Raw genomic sequence first — 20,206 nt, forward strand, 5'->3', positions numbered from 1 at the left:
GCGCCTGCGACAGATAAGTTTGACTTCCTCCCCTCCCTAAAGTGAAGGGATTCCTACAGCTAGACGGTCAAGCCCGACCGCAAGAATGTTCTTAGCAGCATTGATATCTCTATCATGCCATGTGCCACACGAAGCACATATCCATTCTCTTATTCCAAGCGATTTTCTACCTTTCGGACTATTGGCGGTGATTTCACCGCAACACGAACATCGCTGGGTCGTGTATCTCTCATTCACGATTTCAAAACGGCAACCTGCGTTCTCGCATTTGTAGGTCAGTTGTCGCTTGAGTTCAAACCAGCCTGCATCGTAAACCGATTTGGCGAGTTTGCCTTTTTTACTATTAAATTGATTACTCTGAATATCACCTACCACGATTAGGGCATTGTCTCTGACTAATTGGGTGGTGAATTTGTGTATCAGGTCTTGCCTTGTGTTTTTGATTTTGGCATGGATAGCCTTGATACGTTTTTTGTTGTTTGAGCGTTGGGCTATAGCTAATTGTTTTGCATATTTTAGCGTTTGCTTAATGGTTAGCTTGTCACCGTTTGAGGCGGTAGCACTGTCTTTAAGCCCTAAGTCAATGCCTACGCTACCCGTTCCGCATGATTGTTTGGGATAGTCTTTGACTGTGATACAGGCATACCAACGGTTACGGCTGTCTTGGACGATTTCTAGTGTGTTAATTTGATATAGGCTAAGGTTGTAGCTGTCCCATAGGTCGATGATTAGTTTCTGCCCTTTGGCTAAAGATAGTTGTAAGGTGGATTTTAAGCCTTTTTTGCCTGTTTGATGCGTGGTAATGTGCTTAATAGCCGATTGTTTGAATGGTAGCCAACCCAAGCTTTTACGCTTTGATGTTGGGTTGTTGGTTCGCCATGATAACTTAGCTTTTTTGAATTGTTTTCTAGCTTTGGCATGGGTTTCATTGATTGCCTGAATAGTCTGACTATGCAAGTCTAGTAACTCACCGCTACCTTTGGTGTAGTCGTTTAGGTCATAAGCACTAAAGAATTTGCCAGTTTTTTGTAGGTGTCTGTAACTCAAGTCATTGACATAATTCCATACGAAATTGACCGCACCGCTTAGGCGGTTGAGTTTATCAGTATGTTTGTCTCGTATGCGTAGCTTGAGTGTTTTCATGCAAATTATTTTAGCAAAATTTATGCAAGCGTTATAGTGTATGAGTTGCCTTATATCCACCGCCTAAAGTCGGTGGTTTTACGGCAACGGCTGATAACACTGTGATGATGGCACAGATGGCGCTGACAGGCATGGGCGCTGCGATATTGCCCGAATGGCTGATTGAGGATGAAATTGCGCAAGGACGACTGGTCAAATTGTTTGAGCAGCCATTTAGCAGCGTAGCGATTTATGCGGTCTATATGAATCGGGCATTTTTAAATTTAAAAATACGCTTATTAATTGATTTTTTGGGGGAGAACTTAATAAAAAACGATTAGCCTGTTAACTGCTTTTACCCTTTAGCTCACGAGCCTTAGCGTCGATTGGGCAACGAAGCAGGCATTCGACTAGTTCAGGTTGTTTGAATGATAATCTTGTTTGAATTGTACAAGTTGGGTATTGACTATTGCTATTAGTATGCGCATTATCTGATGATGTATTGCAATAATTTTTAATAAAAATAATTTTTAATATAACAACTTAGTAGAAAAATATTCGTTTAATTTTTCACCAAAATATTTCTCTTGCATTAATTTGGTTCATGTCATGATTTTTATGCGCCTATGGCATAGGTTTTTTGTTTTACACTGCACCAACTTCAATAATCCGATTAATTTTGGTGCAAAATTGAGCGATTTTTAATCTATTTTTCAACTATTTATGCCTTTTGCTTTGTTTTTTTTGGCATGAAACTTGATGAATTATTTAATAAGTTATTTATAGAATAATCTGTCAAGAAAATGTCTGCCATCGTGAGGCAAAAACTATTCCATCTTTTGTCATGAATAAGGAGCCAATAATGCCAATTGCCAAAGCATTTGATGAACTGCAACTCGCCGATGGGCAATATAGACATTCGGCACAACAGGTGGGTGCTTGGCTTCAAGAAATGAATTCAGACACGTTAATTAGTTTGAATAACCAAGCATCGGATATTTTTTATCGCCGCGGCGTGACCTTCACTGTGTATAGCGATGCCAGCAACATTGAGCGCATGATACCCTTTGATATCATCCCGCGCATCATTGACATTCAAGAATGGCAAGTGATGGAAAAAGGCTGCCAACAACGTATTCGCGCGCTCAATCAATTTATCCATGATATTTATCACGAACAGACGATTGTCAAAGAAGGCATTGTGCCAAGCGAGTTTGTGTTTAAAAACAGTGGCTACGAGCCGTGGATGCTGGGTATTAACTTGGATAAACCCGTCTATGCCCATATTAGCGGCATTGATTTGATTCGCGACCAGCACGGACAATATTGTGTGCTCGAGGACAACTTGCGCACCCCTTCTGGCGTCTCTTATATGCTCGAGAGCCGCAACGTGTCGCAAACCCTACTAAGCAAACTCTACCAATCTCAGTCAGTGTTGCCGGTGGCGGACTATCCAAAACGGTTAAAGGCGTGTCTATCAAGCACCACCAACAAATATGACCCACAAATCGTGGTACTCACCCCAGGACGTTTTAACAGTGCCTATTATGAGCATGCGTTTTTGGCGCGTGAGATGAATGTGCCCTTGGTGCATGGCTATGATTTGATTGTAGAAAACAACCATGTCTACATCCAAGGGGTGCGCGGCAAGGTACAAGTGGATGTGATTTATCGCCGTATTGACGACCCATTTTTGGATCCGTTGGCGTTTTTACCCGATTCAATCTTGGGGGTGTCAGGGCTGATGAGTGCGTATCGCGCAGGCAATGTGGTGATAACCAACGCCCCAGGCACAGGGATTGCTGACGATAAAAGCCTTTATCCGTTTGTACCCAAGATGATTGAGTATTATTTGGGTGAAAAACCGATTCTACCCAATGTGCAAACCTATCAATGCAGTGATGCCGATGAGTTGGCATATGTGCTCGACCATATGCCAGAGTTGGTGATTAAAGAAACGCAGGGCTCAGGGGGATATGGGATGCTAATAGGACCGACGTCAAGCAAAGAGCAAATTGCCGCTTACCGCAAACGCTTACTAGACAACCCAGCAGGGTTTATCGCCCAACCGACCATTAGCTTGTCCACCAACCCAACCGCGGTTGCCAGTGGCATCGCACCGCGCCATATTGATTTGCGTCCTTTTGTGTTGTCACATGGCGATGGCACAGTGGATATTGTACCAGGCGGATTGACACGGGTGGCAATGACCGAAGGCTCATTGGTGGTCAACTCATCGCAAGGCGGTGGAGTAAAAGACACTTGGGTAGTCGATACCGTCAATGGCAAACTCAGCGGCAAACAAGGCAGCGCTCATTTGGGCGCCATTCAAACCAATCATGAACGAAAATCGCAATCGTCGACTTTATTGGCGTATGAAAATATCAATCATAATCGCTTAATTTTACTGTTATCAACAGCGAGCTACTTAGTGTGGCTAGGTCGATACAGTGAGCGCTTACGCTATTATGAACAAATCATTACACGGCTGTCAAATGACCAGTACAGCCAAATAGACGTCGATGCCATCGTGCACAATCTTGGCTTGCCGATTTCAGCCGATGCCGATGCCCTATATGACTATCTTGCCAACAAAAAGGTGCCCGAAACCATTGGTTTTATCGAGCAAAATGTCCAAGACGTCAAAGGCGTTATTGGCAAAGATACGGCGGAACTCTATAACCTCATCAAACGGTTAGCCAATACGGGAGCGTACCGTGCTGCCAGCCTACAGCTCTATGCCTGCAATGCGTCGATGCAACAAGAAAACCCGATTGTGGTCACATTTTGGCAACTCGGACAATGTTTTGAATCGCTGGACTGTCATATATTGATGAAAAAAGATTGCCGTGAGTGCGTGCAAAAACTTAAAGAGGTTGTTAATACCTTGCCAGAAAACACCCGCTGGCGTGAGCTGGATCGATTGGTCAATCAACTGTTAAAGTCTAATCAACCCAAAGATTTTCAGTCACTATCGGGCGCGTTTTCAAATATTTTACAGCAAGGTGTGTAAGCCAAATCTATTAGATGACTACCATCATTTTGACAAAAATAAGCAGTTAGTGAGAGTACAATGAGACTTATAATCAGCCACCAAACCAATTATTTTTATGAACAACTTGCCTTACGCAGTGTGCAATACATCCGCATGACGCCGATGACACTACCCCACCAAACTATCCATAACTGGCAAGTGATGCTGCCTAAAGTTGCACAAATGCAAACGGACGGCTTTGGCAACCAATGGCTCACCCTAAGCCGTCACGAACCGCACAACAACTTGCAAATTCAAGCCTTTGGGGAAGTAGAAATTAACGCTGATACCTTATTTATCCCTGACAATCAGCAAGTGCCGTATCAGATTTTTGCCGTACCCACCAAGCTGACCCAATGCTCCGAAGCCATGCGTGAATTTGCCCATGACGCGCTTGAGCAGTTTTTGCAAAGTGAGGACATCGATACGCAGTTAGCCATCCTCAAATCATTGGCAAAAGACTTGCTCGATAAAATGCCCTATACCAAAAGCGTGACCCATGTCGGCACCACAGCAGAGCAAGCGTTTGCGATGGCGGCTGGGGTGTGCCAAGACCATACCCATGTATTTTTGGCACTGCTACGGGATAAAGGCATTGCAGCGCGCTATGTATCGGGTTATATTTATGAAGCGACCCAAGCGCATATGGCAAGCCATGCCTGGGCAGAAGTCTGGCTTGCGGGTAATTGGTACACCTTTGATATCTCTAACCAACATTTTACCCCCAATTCTCATGTCTATATCGCCTTTGGGCGTGACTATGCCGATGCGGCGCCAGTGCGCGGGGTGAGAACAGGGGGCGGTGACGAGCGACTTTATAGTCAAGTCATGGTATCTACAAGCCCCCAGTACATACCACAGCTTAACGCGCAGTTTGCAGCGCAGCAGTAATTTGCCACTATTAATTCACCAATATTTGCTAAACCAATATTTGCTAAACCAGTATTTGCTAAAAAAGGAACAACCATGACCTATTGTGTGGGTATCCGACTCAAAGACGGGATGATTTTCGCCAGTGATACTCGCACCAATGCGGGCGTCGACCAAGTATCGATGTTTCGCAAAATGTATCAATACGGCATTGAAGGCGAGCGGTTTTTGGTACTACAAACCGCCGGCAACTTGGCGACGTCACAAGCGGTATTTACCAAGTTAGATAACGCCATCAAACTTGCGCAAGAGCGTAATTTGCATACCGTCCCTACCCTGTATGATGCCGCGCAATTGGTGGGTGAGTGCTTGCGAGAAACCACCATCCATGCCCAAACCATCGCACAAGAAACCGATACCAAGTTTAGAAGCAGTTTTATTTTGGGTGGGCAAATCAAGGGGCAATCCCCCGAAATTTATTTTATCTACCCTGAAGGCAATTGCATCAGAGCAACAACCGATACGCCTTTTTTCCAGTTAGGTGAAAGTAAATACGGCAAACCTATTTTAGACCGTTCCATGAATTATGATGCATCACTCAAATCAGCAATGCGAGCCATTCTGATTTCTTTTGATTCAACCATCCGCTCCAACCTATCCGTCGGTATGCCCATTGATGTGTTGGTCTATCACAATGACAGCCTACAGATGCCACAAGGGTATCGCATTGATGAAAACGATGAATACTTTGCCAGCATCCGCCAACACTGGTCAGATGGGCTGAGAAAAATTCTGAATGAACTTGAAGACTCACCGATGAGCTATTGGCAATAGCAACTGTCACACAGTTAAAAACAAACCCAAGTCAAACCATCTAGCAGGTTCTTCACTGTGTCCTCCCCTGTCCATTTATATCGTGCTTTTGGTTATACCGTGCTTTTGGTTATACCATTTTTGGCATATACCGTTCTTGCAATAATGCGCTACCGTCTATATCGACCTGTCTTAGGCAATTGCTTTGCTATAAGTTCAATTGTCTTGCCATAGATAATGCAAATACCTTGGGTTTTTGCTAGGCGGTAATTTCGGTGGGTATGGTATGATGTGATTTTTTATGATTGTTTGGTTTTTATGCTATGCAGCTAACTGATTTGGCACCTTGGGGTGAATCACTCAGAATCGCCGTAGAAGTCATCGGCACCATTGCTTTTGCCTTGTCAGGTATCTTGGCAGGCGTGCGCAAACGTATGGATATGTTTGGGGTAGCGGTGCTGGGATTTTTATCGGCGTATGGGGGTGGCACGCTGCGTGATATTTTGCTAGAGCGGCGGCCGTTTTTTTGGGTGTCTCAAGAGCTGATGTTATGGCTGGTGTTTGCGCTTTGTATTGTGGTAATGCTAGTCAATAGCCGCCGTCCGTTTCGTATTACACCTGCGGCGATTCAATTGGCAGATGCGTTAGGTTTGGGCTTGTTTGTCGCCTCTGGGGTACAAGCGTCACTGGCAAGCGGTATGCCGATGGCGGTGTCAGTCATCATGGGGATTATCACTGGGGTATTTGGCGGGGTGATGCGTGATATCGCCTGTGGTGAGATGCCCACCGCGTTTTTTGACCATCGTCCGTATGCCATGTGTGCGTTGGTTGGCGGCTGGGTGTATGCGATTTTGGCAGTTTACAGCTCGCTTGCCGCTTGGATGATTATGTTCATCAGTACCGTCACCACCACAGGACTGCGTATTGCCGCGCTGGCGTTTAATTATCATTTACCCGGTTGGAAAAAAAGCGCCTCTTAGCCAATAGATTGGGTAGCTAACAGATTAGTTAGCCATCAGACTTGGTAGCTATAAGATTTGTCAGTCATCGGATATGGCTTGACTGCGGCAATCCGTTAATGAATTCAAGGCACTATCAAGCGACTAAATCAAGCGGCTAAATCAAGCGAATAATACCGATGCTCGCATTTGATGACGTCAAGCTGGTAAGTCAGATACGCATGATTGCCTGTTGGTATGATTGTTTGTTGGGATGTCAAGCGCTGCAGCCGCAAGATAATGATACAGCAAAATCTCGCTATATCATTATCTAAGCTTAGCGTATGCGGCGGTTTTGGACAATAGTCGCTGTCGGTATCTAGATGGCTTACTTTTGCCAGATTGAAATAAATACTACTTACACCAATCGCTCGACCGCTTTTTTCTTCCAAACAAATTGGTAATACAAGCCTTGTAAAACGCTCATCACTATAAAGTTCGCCACATACGCCCACCAAATGCCTTGCAGTCCAAAATGACGACTGAGTAAAATCGCACTGGGAATCTCTACCAATAAGATAGTGCCGATACTGATAAACATAGGCTGCCACACCATCCCAGTAGCGCGCATCATGCCACTAAAAATCATGCCACTGCTAAAAAAAAGCAAACTCCATAACACAATGTGCAATAACTGCTGCGCTAATACAATCACGCCTTCCACCGTGATAAACATCGCCATCAAATAACGGGAAAAAAGATACGCCAAAACAATCAACCCACCCGTAATAATGAGATTGGTCAACATGGCAGTGCGAGTGACGCAGTTTAAGGCACTCGCTTTACCTGCGCCAATCGCTTGCGAGGCATAAATTGATGCCGCTATCGCAATCGACATGGCAGGAAATTGCACATAGCTCAACACTTGGTTGACTGCGCCATAAGCTGCGGTAGCATTGGTACCAAAGCCATTGACCAGCCCAATAATCACCAAGCCAGATATCGCGCCCGTGACCATCTGAAACGCGGTAGGCAACCCCAGCCGAATCACTTTACGCGCGATGTCGGGTTGGATGCGTATATATTTGAGTAATTGAGTATCAATTTGTAAGGGGTGATTTTTGGCACGGGTATAAAAAAACAAAAACAGCAATACCAACAGCTGTGACAATAAAGTCGCAATGGCAGGGGCTTGGATATCTAGCTTGGGTAACCCAAACCAACCTTGAATGAGCGCAGGCGTCACCACAATCCCAATCACAATAGAAATACCCACGGCAAACAAGGGCGTCACCGAATCGCCCACCCCGCGCAATAACGAAGTATAAGCGATAAATAAAAACAGTAGCGGACTTCCTGCTAACATCAATTTGGCATAACGGTTTGCCAAGCCTTGAATCTCAGCAGGGACGCCCATCTGCACAATAATCAATTGACTGAGCAAGCTGCCCGTAATCGCAATCATCACCCCTAATATCAAAATAATTGCAAAGCTATTGCCGGTAATTCGTTTGACCAAATCCAACTCTTTGGCACCCCAAGCCTGCCCTACCAAAATCGATGAGCCTGAAGCGATACCGATGATAAATGCCATCAAAAAAAACAGCACTGGGGCAAACACCGATACGGCGGCAATCGCTTGTACCCCTAGCATCTGCCCAACAAAAATGGTATTAATCGTCCCTGACAGCGATTGCAAGATGTTGGTCAGCAGTAAAGGCAACAAGAAAAACAAAAACGGTCGCCATAGCGTGCCGACCGAACTAAAATCTGGAAGTTGTTGTGATTTTTTCATACCGTCAAATTTACTTAATGATAATTGCTTCTTAATAATAATTGCTTAATGATGATAATGATAACGATGGCTATTTTAATTATTTTTTTATTACTGACCTGCTAGGTAAGTTTTATACAGTGTTAGATAGCAAAACAAAGCGTATCGACAGGCCAAAAATCTACTGACGCTGGCAAAATTTCGTTCATAGTAAACGATTGCTCAACAACATATCGCAATAAAATGTTAACTATCTTTCGTTATCACCCGTCATTTTACCGCTTACTTTAACAAAGATAACAAACGACACATATTCTCAAACTTTTCTGGTTGATAACTCTGTTAAACTTTACCTTGTACTTTGGGGCATATGTGCTTTGGTGCATAAGTGGCGATAACCAGCCGCTTTGATAATGACAGAATCAAAAAATTCACTAAAAAAGAGAACAATAATGACAACCGATAACCAAACCGATAACCAAACCGATATCCAGCAATTTCGCAGCGAAAAAGACACCATGGGCGCCGTTAATGTCCCTATAGATGCTTACTGGGGCGCGCAAACCGAGCGTAGCCGCAATAACTTTAAAATCGGTGGCGAAACCTTACCACAGCCGCTGATTGAAGCCATGGCACTGGTCAAAAAAGCCGCCGCCATCACCAATGCCAAATTAGGGCGTATCAGTGATGATAAACGTGACCTTATCGTGCAGGCCGCCGATGAAATCATCAACGGGGCACTGCGTGACCAATTTCCTTTGGTGGTTTGGCAGACAGGCTCTGGCACCCAGTCAAACATGAACATGAATGAAGTGCTTGCCAACCGCGCCAATGAACTTGCCGGTCAAAGCAAAGGTCGTTATCAGCCGATTCATCCCAATGACGATGTCAATCATGCTCAGTCTACCAATGACAGCTTTCCCACCGCGATTCGGGTAGCGGCGGCGCGTCAGATTGTCTATCTGCTTATCCCCGCGGTGCAAAAACTGCGGGACACCTTAGCAAGCAAATCTGAGCAGTTTGCTGGCATTGTAAAAATCGGACGCACCCATCTGCAAGATGCCACCCCTTTGACGCTAGGACAAGAGTTTAGCGGCTATGTCAGTCAGTTAGATCATGCGCTCATTCGTCTGGATGCCGCGCTACAAGGTCTGTATGAACTGCCTTTAGGCGGTACTGCAGTCGGTACAGGATTAAACGCTCACCCCGATTATGCCGAGCAGGTCGCGCAAACCTTAGCTGCGTTGACCGATGTGCCGTTTGTCACGGCGCCCAATAAATTTGAAGCGTTAGCGGCCAGAGACGCTGAGGTTTTTGCCTCAGGTGCCCTAAAAACTTTGGCAGCGAGCCTTAATAAAATTGCCAATGATGTGCGCTGGCTGGCTTCAGGTCCTAGATGTGGGATTGGTGAGCTTAAAATCCCTGAAAATGAGCCAGGCTCATCCATCATGCCAGGTAAAGTCAATCCGACCCAGTCTGAAGCCATGACGATGGTCGTCGCGCAAGTGATGGGTAACGATGTCACCATCAATATGGCGGGGGCTTCGGGTAATTTTGAACTCAATGTGTTTATGCCAGTCATCGGCTACAACCTACTACAATCGATTCGCTTACTTGCCGATACTTGTGACAGTTTCAATGACCATTGCGCGGTAGGCATCGAGCCTGTGACAGAAAAAATTGATTATTTCCTACACAACTCATTGATGTTAGTCACCGCACTCAATCGCCATGTCGGCTATGAAAATGCAGCAAAAATTGCCAAGACTGCTTATAAAGAAAATAAAACCTTAAAACAAGTTGCCGTTGAACTGGGTTTATTGACTGACGCCCAATTTGATGAATGGGTCAAACCTGAAGCCATGACTAGTCCAAAGTGATATAAGCGTTGATGGGGCATAATCCCATTGTTTGATAAATCAATTTTTATCAGTAAATTTTTAGCCAGATGACAGCCATCTGGCTAAAAGCTAACGCTCGCATCTTGGCTATTTACTAAATCGCCACTAGCTCTCTGATGCCTTTTTCTGCCATATCACCGCCCATGCCTTGGGCAATGACTTGTCCCCGTGCCATAACCGTATAATTGTCGGCAAGTTCTTCGGCAAAGTCATAAAACTGCTCGACCAAAATAATCGCCATATCGCCTTGGTCAGCCAAGCGACGAATCACCCGTCCGATATCTTTGATAATCGATGGCTGAATCCCTTCGGTCGGCTCGTCCAAAATTAGCACCCGTGGCTCAGAAGCCAGCGCCCTGGCTATCGCTAATTGTTGTTGCTGACCGCCTGACAAGTCACCGCCGCGGCGCTGGCTCATTTCATCGAGCACAGGAAAAATCTCGTACAAATGGTTTGGGACTTTTTTGGCTTTGCTGCCTTTAAACTTTGCCATGCCAATCAAGATATTTTCTTCTACGGTTAAGGTTGAGAAAATATCTCGCCCTTGTGGCACATATGCCATGCCTGCGCGCACGCGGTTTTCGGGCGATAATTTGCTGATGTCTTTGCCCTCCAGCAAAATTTGACCCGATTTAATCGGTAAAACCCCCATCAGGCACTTTAACAGTGTGGTTTTACCCACGCCATTGCGACCGAGTACCACAGAACACTCACCCACAGGCGCGGTCAAACTGACATCGCGCAGAATATGACTACCGCCATAATATTGATTGATTGTGTTTACTTCTAACATCGCTATCCCCTATCGCCCTAGATATTTTTCGATGACATCGTCGTTGGCTTGTACTTCAGCAAGCGTCCCTTCTGCCAAAATCGCCCCTTGCGCCAATACCGTCACTTGCTCGCTGATGGTGTCAATAAAGCTCATGTCATGTTCAACCACCACCAAGGTATGGTCTTTTTTGAGCTCCAAACATAGCTCGGCGGTGCGTTCGGTTTCGGCATCGGTCATGCCTGCCACTGGCTCATCGAGCAAAATCAGCTTGGGGCGCTGCATCAGTAGCATCCCAATCTCCAGCCATTGTTTTTGCCCGTGCGACAACAATCCTGCAGGTTTATTGACAAACTCACCCAAGCGAATCGTCGCTAAAGTCTGCTCAAGGGCATTTTGCGCATCTGGGTCAAGCTTGCTAAACAGGCTTTTTTTGACCCGCTTATCTTTGGGTGCGGCAAGCAGTAGGTTCTCCATGACGGTAAAATTTTCAAACACCGTGGGTTTTTGAAATTTTCGCCCAATGCCAGCTTCGGCAATTTGCTCGGTGGTCATGCTGGCAAGATTGTGGGTTTGTCCAAAATACACTGACCCTTCCGTGGGGCGAGTTTTACCGGTAATCACGTCCATCAGCGTGGTTTTGCCCGCACCGTTAGGTCCGATGATACAACGCAGCTCGCCTTCTTTGATGTACAAAGATAAGTTGTTTAAGGCGCGGAATTTATCAAACCACACGCTGACATCTTCCATATATAGGGCGATGCCTTTGCTAAAATCCGCTTCTTGTGACTTTAGCCGTCCGTAGTTACTCTCAGCAAAGTCATTGATATTATTATCTTTTGTATTCATAACAGACTCTTTGATGTGTTATTAATAGGGTGTTAATGGGGTATTAGTCATCGGGTACAATCAAACTAACTACTGGGTTGCAGGCGGTCAGCATGACGCCGCTGCCGACCCTGAAGCCCCTGAAGCCTAAGATTCTTTTTTTGCTTCTATGTTTGTTTCTTGGTTTGTTTCCATATTTTTTACGCTTGGCTCGACCGTTTTTTTGCCATGCGTGATTTTGTCCAATAGACCAATAATGCCTTTGGGTAAAAACAAGGTGACGACCACAAACAACCCGCCCAAAATCAATAGCCAAGCTTCGGGATATGCCACGGTAAAGTAAGTTTTCACCGCATTGACCACACCTGCGCCCAATATCGCCCCGATCAGCGTGCCGCGTCCACCTGTGGCGACCCAAACCGCCATTTCAATCGAGTTGACAGGGTTCATCTCACTGGGGTTGATAATGCCCACTTGTGGCACATACAACGCGCCAGCAATCCCTGCGATAATCGCCGATAACACCCATGCAGATAGCTTGTACCATAGGGTACGATAGCCAAGGTATTGCAAACGGTTTTCGCTATCACGCACGGCGCCCAGTACGCGACCATACGGCTTGTGCATCAAATAACGTAAGCCAAGGTAGGCAAGCATCAGCACCAATGCTGTGGCAAAACATAGCAAGGTACGCGTCATGGGAGCAGCGATGTCCATGCCCAAGATGGTTTTAAACCCGGTAAAACCGTTGTTACCGCCAAACCCAGTTTCGTTACGGAAAAATAGGAGCGATGCGGCAAACACCATGGCTTGGGTGATAATCGAGAAATACACGTCTTTGATTTTTGAGCGAAAGGCAAAAAACCCAAATATAAAAGCCACCACTGCCGGCACTAACACGACCAATATCGCCGCCCAAGCAAAGTTATCTGTGCCTGCCCAAAACCAAGGCATTTTATCCCAGCTCAAAAACCGCATAAACTCCGGCAAGCTGTTGCCTGATGCTTGGCGCATCAAATACATACCCATTGCATACCCGCCAAGGGCAAAGTACAAGCCATGCCCAAGGCTCAAAATCCCCGCATATCCCCATACCAAATCCAGTGCCAAAGCAACCATCGCCAAACACATGATTTTGCCAATCAAAGTGACCCAATAAGCGGATAAATGCAGCGCCGAATCGGCAGGCAGCAGGTGCAACCAAGGCAATACCATCAACACCGCAAAACAGCCCATAATTGCCAAGCGACTCACTGGTTTATCTGCAAATAATTGTAAAATACGCATTTTTTAACTCTCCAATGATTACTCGACAAAGCGACCTTTAAGGGCAAACAGACCTTGTGGGCGTTTTTGGATAAATAGCACCACCAGCACCAACAAAATAATTTTGGCAATCACCGCACCCATGCCAATCTCAAGCACGGTGCCACTCACCCCTAGACCCAAGGCCGCCAGTACTGCCCCCCAAATTTGACCGACACCGCCGACCACTACTACCAAGAAAGCATCGATGATGTAGTTTTGCCCCAAATCAGGACCGACGTTGCCCACTTGCGCCAAAGCACAGCCTGCCAAACCTGCCAAGCCAGAGCCAAGCCCAAATGCCATCATATCGACACGCGCCGAGCGAATACCCACCGCACGCGCCATTTGCCGGTTTTGGGTCACAGCACGTACAAACAGACCAAAGCGGGTGTATTTGAGTAAAAACACCAGTAATAACAATACGATAATAGTAAAACCGATAATCGCAATACGGTTGTATGGCAACATCAAACTTGGGGTCAAGGCAACAGCACCGCTTAGCCATGAAATATTGGAGACTTCGACGTTTTGCGCCCCAAAAATCATGCGAACTAACTGCATCAGAATCAAACTCACCCCAAACGTGGCAAGCAAGGTTTCTAGCTGTCTGCCATATAGCGGACGTATCACTACCCGCTCAATAATCATGCCAATGACGGCGCTCACCAAAAACGCCAGCGGAATCGCGGCAAGCATGTACCAATCGACATAGCCTGCCAAATGGCTTTTAAAAAAACTTTGCACCACATAGGTGGTATAGGCACCAATCATAATGAGCTCACCATGCGCCATGTTAATGACACCCAATAGACCGTAAGTAATAGCAAGTCCCAACGCCGCCAACAACAAAATACTGGCGGTACTAAAGCCAGAAAACACGTGTCCTGTCCACTCACTGGCTTTGATACGCGATTTGACTTTGTCTTGGGTTGTTTGTAAGGCTTGTTTGAGCTCGGGTGAATGGCTGGTTTGTTTTGCCATCGCTTCGATATCGGCTAACACATCGGGACTGTTACTGGACGCCAAGGTTTTTAAGGCCGCAATCTGGGTCATCTCATCGCCCGATTGCAAATCCATACGCGCTTGCAGTTGCGCCAATGCTGCTTTTACCGTACTGTCTTTTTCATTGGCATAAATATCGGCAACGGTTTTTTTATCGAGCGTGGCGATATTGTCAGCTAGGATATCCACCGCTTTAAGGCGCTCGCTGGCATCGTCGGATTTGAGTTTGGCTTTGGTTTGCCCTAAGGTCAACGCCGAACGCAGCGCGTTATTGAGTGTGACTTGGTTTAGGTCGCTTGGCCAATTGCTTACCAAAGTATGCGCAGGATAGCGGTAGAGTTGGTCGGTATTTTCTAGGGTATAGACATTGCCGGCATCATCACGGTACAGCTCGTCTTTGTTAATCAGCTCGACTAGCTTGTCATAGGATTGGCTGGTGCCTGTCCAGTTGTTGAGCATGGCTTGACGCCCTGCAAAATCGGCGGCTACGAATTTTTGAATATCATCGCCTGCGCTGGCTGTCGTGCTTGTGGCTGCCGTGCTGGTGGCTGCGGTAGTTGGGGCTGCTGTGGCTGCTGTAGGGGTCATCGTAGTTGCCGAAGCGATACTTGCCTGTGCATTACTCACGCTTGGCAACGCAATGCCCATCGTGGTCGCTAGCGACATGCCGAGCACAATTTTTTTACTTTTTTGCAAAAACTGCCCGAGAGAATGATTACCATTGAGCATGATGGTCGCTCCTTAGTTTGTATGATTAGTCCATCTGTTTGGTGGTGTGACGGATTAATGTTTAAATCAATAAAAGGTGAAATCGTAAAATTTTGGCAAAAAAATAAGCCATACCAGCTGGGGTATTGATGCGCGGTATGGCTGTCACAACATCGATTGTTAACTTCATTCAAGCTTATTGGAAAGGCTTATTTCGTCATACTTATTTTGGGATACTTATTTTGGGATATAAGGACTCCAAGGTTCAGCTCTAATGGTATCTTTGGTTTTGTAAACCACATCAAACTGACCATCGGCACGGATTTGCCCAATCATCACAGGTTTGTGTAAGTGGTGATTTTCGGCATCCATGGTTAGCGTGTAGCCCGATGGCGCGGCAAAGCTTTGACCTGCCATGGCAGCACGGACTTTATCCACATCGGTGGAGCCCGCTTTTTCAACCGCTTGTTTCCACATATTGATACCCACATAGGTGGCTTCCATGGGGTCATTGGTCACTACTTTATCGGCATTTGGCAGTTTGTGGTCAATGGCGTATTTTTTATAAGCGTTCACAAACTTGATGTTTACAGGGTTTTTGAGCGATTGAAAGTAGTTCCATGCTGCCAAGTGTCCGACTAATGGGGTGGTGTCGATACCGCGAAGTTCTTCTTCGCCCACAGAGAACGCCATCACAGGAATATCCGCCGCTTTGATGCCTTGGTTACCAAGCTCACGGTAGAAGGGGACGTTTGAGTCGCCATTGATGGTGGAGATAACCGCGGTCTTTTTACCCGCTGAGAATTTTTTGATATTACCCACGATGGTTTGGTAATTGTTAAAGCCAAATGGGGTATATTCTTCCATAATGTCGCTATCTGCCACGCCTTTGGACTTTAAGAACGCCCGTAAAATCTTATTGGTGGTACGGGGATACACATAGTCAGTACCCAGTAAGACGAAGCGTTTGGCACCGCCGCCTTCTGGTGACATCAAGTACTCAACCGCAGGAATGGCTTGTTGGTTGGGCGCGGCGCCCGTATAAAAGATGTTTTTGGACTGCTCTTGTCCTTCGTACTGCACAGGGTAGAATAATAAGCCGTTTAATTCTTCAACCACAGGCAACACGGATTTACGAGAAACCGATGTCCAGCAACCAAAAATAACCGCGACTTTGTCTTGTGTTAGTAGCTGGCGTGTTTTTTCGGCGAACAATGGCCAGTCTGAGGCAGGGTCGACAACCACAGGCTCAAGTTTTTTGCCCATCACCCCACCTTTGGCATTGATTTCATCAATCGCCATCAATGCGGTGTCTTTGAGCGATGTTTCAGAAATTGCCATGGTGCCTGAGAGTGAATGTAAGATACCCACTTTGATGGTATCCCCATTGCTAGGGGCAGGGGCACTACCGGTGGCAGCAGTGGTTGACGTGCCACTGGCTGGTTTGGCGTCACTTGATGATTGCGGTTTTGAACAACCTGTCAACATCATACTGCCCGTTACCGCTAGGGCAACCAAGGATCTGCCAAAGGCACGACGGCTTAATTGACGCTCAGTCGTGGTTAGCTCGGTGGTTTTTTTGTCTAACATGTGTCACTCCTAAAATAGTTGGATTGCCGTTTTAAGGTAGGGCGTAACGGATAGGCTTTGGCTATCGGTTGCTGGTTGTCTTAACTGACTATAGTGACAATTCAATTAGTGTGCCAATCTGCCTGTTAAAAGCTATTTTTGGATTTTTTTTCAATTAAATCAAAAGGTTGAATTGGTATAGTTAAAAAAATTTATTTTAAACAATCGTCCATTGGCTAAATGCTGCTACTAGGTAAAAAATGGGCAAACTTTGGCGACCTTAGCGATTTCACCAATCTGATGAACTGGAATGGTTTTTTGCACTATTACCATTCATCTGTCATTTATTTGCCATTGCTCTAGCATTCCTATGGCATTCACCTAGCATTGATTGACGCTAAATAACACTTTATCGCCAATTTCTTTATGACATTACCCAATTTGTTGCATAAAAAAAGTGCAAGCCCGGCAGCTTGCACTTTTTATCAAAAATGTTGTTAATCCCTAGTTAATCACTAGTTAGCCAATACCAGTGCCATGCCCAATGCCGCCATGATTGAAGGTAGCCAAGACAGTTTGGGATGCACATGGGATTGTGCTTTTACCCAATTCATCACCCCTGCACCCACAGCAAACAAGGCTGACATCGCGGTTATCATGCCTAAGCCAAAGCCTTGACTCACGCTACTGACTGGCATCTCCACGGCATGCGCCATACCATGAAATAGCGTTAAACCAAATAAGCTGATCGCCATCATGAGCGAAAAGCTTTTTTGATTGGCTTGTGCTATCTTGGTGCGCTGCGCCAAAACTGCGACCGCGGTCAACACCACCGATAGCAAAATCGCATCTTCAATAATCGATGAGCCAATCGCCACATGAGATAGTTGCACCAAAGCAAAGCCTAACAGTAAGCTCGTCACCAACAAGCCTAAACCCAGTTTTTTGTGACGGGCAAACACCATGCCCATGCCAACCGCAAGCACCACGTGGTCAAGACCTGAGATAGGGTGCATGAGCCCTGCAGTGACGGCAGCCATTAAATCCACCGAACTTGCACCTGCATGATGGGTTAAACCATGACCGACATGCGCCACTGCCACACTTGAAAGGCTAACAAGCGCGGTTGCCAATGCTGTTTTTTGGGTTAAAGTTTTCATTATGTCTCCTTGATTTTATCGCATTTTTTACATATTTTCGCTTGAGCTTGGTAAATGTTGTACCGGCTGTGACGGAATCTCTAGCGCTCTTAGCATGCCCTGTTGTTGGATAAATTTGATAATGTCATCCAAACCGTCTTGAGTTTTCATGTTGCTAAACACAAACGGCTTATCGCCGCGCATTTTTTTGGCGTCTTTGTCCATAATCGACAAATCCGCGCCCACGAGTGGCGCAAGGTCGGTTTTATTGATAATGAGCAAATCTGATTTGGTAATCCCGGGACCACCTTTCCGGGGGATTTTGTCGCCTGCACTCACATCAATCACATAAATAGTCAAATCCGACAACTCTGGGCTAAAGGTCGCCGCCAAGTTATCACCGCCCGACTCAATGATAATCAGCTCAAGACCGTCAAAGCGATTTTGCAAGGTGGCCACGGCATTAAGATTAATCGACGCATCTTCACGAATCGCTGTATGCGGACAGCCGCCCGTTTCCACGCCGATAATCCGCTCAGCGGGCATGGCATCGTGGCGGGTCAAAAACTCCGAATCTTCTTTGGTATAAATATCGTTGGTAATCACCGCCATGTTGTACACATCTTTGAGACGGCGACACAGACTCAAGGTCAAAGCGGTTTTGCCAGAGCCAACAGGCCCGCCAATGCCAAGGCGTAACGGGGATAAGCGAGGTTGTTGGGTTGGGGTTTTTTGGATAAAGCCAGTCATGGGGTTTCCTTGTGATTGATGTTAAAGACGGGTTGTTAAAGACAGCGGTTTTAGGAACGAAACAGACGACTATATTGTTGTTCATGATGACAGGATAATTCTGCCAACGACGGTACAGACGCTGATAGTTGCAAGTGGTTGATTAAAATCAGTAATGTTTGGGCATGCTGCTGTGCCTGTAAAAATTGTGGCGCAATGTCTTGTAGCTTAGCCACAACCGCTTGCTGATGATGGATGGCTGTCAATGCCGTTTTGACTTTGCTGGCTTGCGTTTGGCAAAGCTTGGCAATCGGTTCATCCATCGCTTGCCCCAATTGCCAAATGATACGTTGCCCTGCCATTTGTCCCAGCGGTAAGGTTTTGACAATCGCCAAGGTCAGATTTTCCATTTGAGCAAACGCATAGGTCGTCAGGCTATCGGCTATGGGCAGTTGCCAAAAATACGCCAAGCGAGCGAATAACGGTAAATAGCCTTGCGCTATCCAATCTTGTGGCATCGCAAGGTCGAGCACGCCATCGAGCCAGGCACAAAATGCCTGTGCCAATTGTTGACTCTCTAATAAAAACTCATGACTATCACGACTTGCCCCATAAAAATTGGCTAGACTATCCACCAAGCTGTGGTGATTTTTTTGCGCTGACAGCTGCATCATACTTGCCATCAGCGGCAGTTCAAAATTGAGTAAGACCTCTTGCTGATACGCCTGCAAAAACGCCAAACTACTGGCTTCATCATGGATAAAACCTTGCTCAATGGCAGACTCCACGCCTTGGGAATAGGTATAACTACCAATCGGCAAATTGCTCGACGCCAGCATCATCAGCTTAAGCAATTGTTGTGGCGGCGCCGTCTGTGTAAGGTGCGACGTTGTTGTCATTGTTTTCATGAAAAAAACGTGGCTTTGGTTAAATCGCCGACGATTGCACTTTGCGTGTCGGCATGGCTTAACCGATTATCATGTCCATGTGAATGCCCGCCATGCCCATATGCCCCTGTTTCGGGTTCAAAAGCGTGTTCCACTTCGCTCACGGTTAAGCCCAATTTCACCAGCATATCGGCAAGTACATAATCGGGCTCAAAATACAGGGCGTAATCATTGTCATGCTGAACCAACATCAAAGGTACATGACGATTGCCCAAATGATACGCCCCGCGCATCAGTTCAAAAGCATTGTCGGCGGTGACTTTGGTGAGGGTTTGCGGTTTGGCAAAAATTTGTATGATGTCGCCTGACGCATTTTGTACCACATCACCGTCTTTGAGCGTACCTGTTCGTGGCAGGTCGATACCGACCGCTTCACCATTTTGCAGGGTTGCACGAAAGCGTGACCGCTGGCGTGTGTCAAAGTCGAGCTGCAAAAACTGCCCGTTTGCTTGTTGGTTGACCAAATCGGCTTGCTGTTGGTGAGTTAACTGTTGCACCCGTTGATTATAAATTTTCATTACTATCCTTTGTTAAATTTTCTAGCTACTCAGAAGTTTGCCCATGACAACCGCATTTTTGACAGCGACCCTCTTTAAATTGATGTTCACAGTTGCTAAGCCCATACAGTAAATGCGAACAGTTTGGGCAAAGATTTTTCATTGGCGATACATTGTTAAAAAACTCACTGCCACATCCATCACAGATGGGATTGTTCGGTTCTAGTCATCACATTGGCATTCATAGCTAAAATC

At 46.1% G+C, this 20,206-nt stretch carries 15 protein-coding genes and 2 pseudogenes; 6 read left to right on the forward strand and 11 right to left on the reverse strand.

What is annotated here, in order from left to right; translation table 11 throughout:
* Nucleotides 1–36 precede the first annotated feature (36 nt).
* Nucleotides 37–1,143 carry an RNA-guided endonuclease InsQ/TnpB family protein gene (locus RTN07_RS05445; protein WP_312176408.1) on the reverse strand — a complete coding sequence of 369 codons (1,107 nt, stop codon included), beginning with the start codon at nucleotides 1,141–1,143 and terminating at the stop codon, nucleotides 37–39.
* Nucleotides 1,144–1,238: 95 nt separating this feature from the next.
* On the opposite strand from RTN07_RS05445, the pseudogene RTN07_RS05450 reads away from it, so the two are divergent.
* The 5 genes and pseudogenes from RTN07_RS05450 to RTN07_RS05470 form a co-directional block, all read left to right on the forward strand.
* Nucleotides 1,239–1,463: pseudogene (locus RTN07_RS05450) on the forward strand (LysR substrate-binding domain-containing protein); the annotation flags it as partial.
* Nucleotides 1,464–1,984: 521 nt separating this feature from the next.
* Complete coding sequence (locus RTN07_RS05455; RefSeq protein ID WP_312176410.1) at nucleotides 1,985–4,135, forward strand: circularly permuted type 2 ATP-grasp protein; 2,151 nt, start codon at nucleotides 1,985–1,987, stop codon at nucleotides 4,133–4,135.
* A 60-nt stretch (nucleotides 4,136–4,195) separates the two neighbouring features.
* Nucleotides 4,196–5,047, forward strand: coding sequence for a transglutaminase family protein (locus tag RTN07_RS05460; RefSeq protein ID WP_100274208.1), 852 nt, complete (start codon nucleotides 4,196–4,198; stop codon nucleotides 5,045–5,047).
* A 75-nt stretch (nucleotides 5,048–5,122) separates the two neighbouring features.
* Nucleotides 5,123–5,860: a proteasome-type protease gene (locus RTN07_RS05465; RefSeq protein WP_282841646.1), complete on the forward strand. Its 738-nt coding sequence runs from the start codon at nucleotides 5,123–5,125 to the stop codon at nucleotides 5,858–5,860.
* Nucleotides 5,861–6,162: 302 nt separating this feature from the next.
* Nucleotides 6,163–6,819 carry a trimeric intracellular cation channel family protein gene (locus RTN07_RS05470; protein ID WP_159676789.1) on the forward strand — a complete coding sequence of 219 codons (657 nt, stop codon included), beginning with the start codon at nucleotides 6,163–6,165 and terminating at the stop codon, nucleotides 6,817–6,819.
* Nucleotides 6,820–7,195: 376 nt separating this feature from the next.
* Here RTN07_RS05470 and RTN07_RS05475 read toward each other — a convergent pair whose 3' ends face one another.
* Nucleotides 7,196–8,572, reverse strand: coding sequence for an MATE family efflux transporter (locus RTN07_RS05475; protein WP_095356664.1), 1,377 nt, complete (start codon nucleotides 8,570–8,572; stop codon nucleotides 7,196–7,198).
* A gap of 431 nt (nucleotides 8,573–9,003) precedes the next feature.
* On the opposite strand from RTN07_RS05475, the gene fumC reads away from it, so the two are divergent.
* Nucleotides 9,004–10,431, forward strand: coding sequence for a class II fumarate hydratase (gene fumC / locus RTN07_RS05480; protein ID WP_284035029.1), 1,428 nt, complete (start codon nucleotides 9,004–9,006; stop codon nucleotides 10,429–10,431).
* A 115-nt stretch (nucleotides 10,432–10,546) separates the two neighbouring features.
* On the opposite strand, the gene urtE is transcribed toward fumC, so the two are convergent.
* The 9 genes and pseudogenes from urtE to ureE form a co-directional block, all read right to left on the reverse strand.
* A complete protein-coding gene (gene urtE / locus RTN07_RS05485) occupies nucleotides 10,547–11,245 on the reverse strand; it encodes an urea ABC transporter ATP-binding subunit UrtE (RefSeq protein ID WP_312176415.1) in 699 nt (232 codons plus the stop codon).
* 9 nt (nucleotides 11,246–11,254) lie between these two features.
* Nucleotides 11,255–12,073, reverse strand: a complete 819-nt coding sequence (gene urtD / locus RTN07_RS05490; protein ID WP_100274212.1) for an urea ABC transporter ATP-binding protein UrtD — start codon at nucleotides 12,071–12,073, stop codon at nucleotides 11,255–11,257.
* 216 nt (nucleotides 12,074–12,289) lie between these two features.
* Nucleotides 12,290–13,339 (reverse strand): annotated as a pseudogene (gene urtC / locus RTN07_RS05495) (urea ABC transporter permease subunit UrtC); the annotation flags it as partial.
* Between the two features lie 18 nt (nucleotides 13,340–13,357).
* A complete protein-coding gene (urtB, locus tag RTN07_RS05500; protein WP_312176449.1) occupies nucleotides 13,358–14,950 on the reverse strand; it encodes an urea ABC transporter permease subunit UrtB in 1,593 nt (530 codons plus the stop codon).
* 357 nt (nucleotides 14,951–15,307) lie between these two features.
* The gene (gene urtA, locus RTN07_RS05505) at nucleotides 15,308–16,561 is read right to left on the reverse strand and encodes an urea ABC transporter substrate-binding protein (RefSeq protein WP_312176452.1); all 1,254 of its coding nucleotides are present in this window, start codon (nucleotides 16,559–16,561) and stop codon (nucleotides 15,308–15,310) included.
* Between the two features lie 593 nt (nucleotides 16,562–17,154).
* A complete protein-coding gene (locus RTN07_RS05510) occupies nucleotides 17,155–17,799 on the reverse strand; it encodes a HupE/UreJ family protein (protein WP_312176418.1) in 645 nt (214 codons plus the stop codon).
* A gap of 27 nt (nucleotides 17,800–17,826) precedes the next feature.
* Nucleotides 17,827–18,528 (reverse strand): urease accessory protein UreG, encoded by a 702-nt coding sequence (ureG, locus tag RTN07_RS05515; RefSeq protein WP_312176420.1) that lies wholly within the window; start codon nucleotides 18,526–18,528, stop codon nucleotides 17,827–17,829.
* Between the two features lie 50 nt (nucleotides 18,529–18,578).
* Nucleotides 18,579–19,415, reverse strand: coding sequence for an urease accessory protein UreF (locus RTN07_RS05520; RefSeq protein WP_312176422.1), 837 nt, complete (start codon nucleotides 19,413–19,415; stop codon nucleotides 18,579–18,581).
* Nucleotides 19,412–19,972 (reverse strand): urease accessory protein UreE, encoded by a 561-nt coding sequence (ureE, locus tag RTN07_RS05525; protein ID WP_312176425.1) that lies wholly within the window; start codon nucleotides 19,970–19,972, stop codon nucleotides 19,412–19,414. Before ureE ends, RTN07_RS05520 begins: the two co-directional genes overlap by 4 nt.
* Between the last annotated feature and the right edge of the window lie 234 nt (nucleotides 19,973–20,206).

Source organism: Moraxella sp. CTOTU46934 (genome assembly GCF_031979465.1).
GTDB lineage: Bacteria > Pseudomonadota > Gammaproteobacteria > Pseudomonadales > Moraxellaceae > Faucicola > Faucicola tetraodonis.

Excerpts from the sequence above, each read along its gene's own strand:
- RTN07_RS05445 (WP_312176408.1), bottom strand. The coding sequence starts at position 1,143 with ATGAAAACACTCAAGCTACGCATACGAGACAAACATACTGATAAACTC.
- RTN07_RS05455 (WP_312176410.1), top strand. The coding sequence starts at position 1,985 with ATGCCAATTGCCAAAGCATTTGATGAACTGCAACTCGCCGATGGGCAA.
- RTN07_RS05460 (WP_100274208.1), top strand. The coding sequence starts at position 4,196 with ATGAGACTTATAATCAGCCACCAAACCAATTATTTTTATGAACAACTT.
- RTN07_RS05465 (WP_282841646.1), top strand. The coding sequence starts at position 5,123 with ATGACCTATTGTGTGGGTATCCGACTCAAAGACGGGATGATTTTCGCC.
- RTN07_RS05470 (WP_159676789.1), top strand. The coding sequence starts at position 6,163 with ATGCAGCTAACTGATTTGGCACCTTGGGGTGAATCACTCAGAATCGCC.
- RTN07_RS05475 (WP_095356664.1), bottom strand. The coding sequence starts at position 8,572 with ATGAAAAAATCACAACAACTTCCAGATTTTAGTTCGGTCGGCACGCTA.
- fumC (WP_284035029.1), top strand. The coding sequence starts at position 9,004 with ATGACAACCGATAACCAAACCGATAACCAAACCGATATCCAGCAATTT.
- urtE (WP_312176415.1), bottom strand. The coding sequence starts at position 11,245 with ATGTTAGAAGTAAACACAATCAATCAATATTATGGCGGTAGTCATATT.
- urtD (WP_100274212.1), bottom strand. The coding sequence starts at position 12,073 with ATGAATACAAAAGATAATAATATCAATGACTTTGCTGAGAGTAACTAC.
- urtB (WP_312176449.1), bottom strand. The coding sequence starts at position 14,950 with ATGACCCCTACAGCAGCCACAGCAGCCCCAACTACCGCAGCCACCAGC.
- urtA (WP_312176452.1), bottom strand. The coding sequence starts at position 16,561 with ATGATGTTGACAGGTTGTTCAAAACCGCAATCATCAAGTGACGCCAAA.
- RTN07_RS05510 (WP_312176418.1), bottom strand. The coding sequence starts at position 17,799 with ATGAAAACTTTAACCCAAAAAACAGCATTGGCAACCGCGCTTGTTAGC.
- ureG (WP_312176420.1), bottom strand. The coding sequence starts at position 18,528 with ATGACTGGCTTTATCCAAAAAACCCCAACCCAACAACCTCGCTTATCC.
- RTN07_RS05520 (WP_312176422.1), bottom strand. The coding sequence starts at position 19,415 with ATGAAAACAATGACAACAACGTCGCACCTTACACAGACGGCGCCGCCA.
- ureE (WP_312176425.1), bottom strand. The coding sequence starts at position 19,972 with ATGAAAATTTATAATCAACGGGTGCAACAGTTAACTCACCAACAGCAA.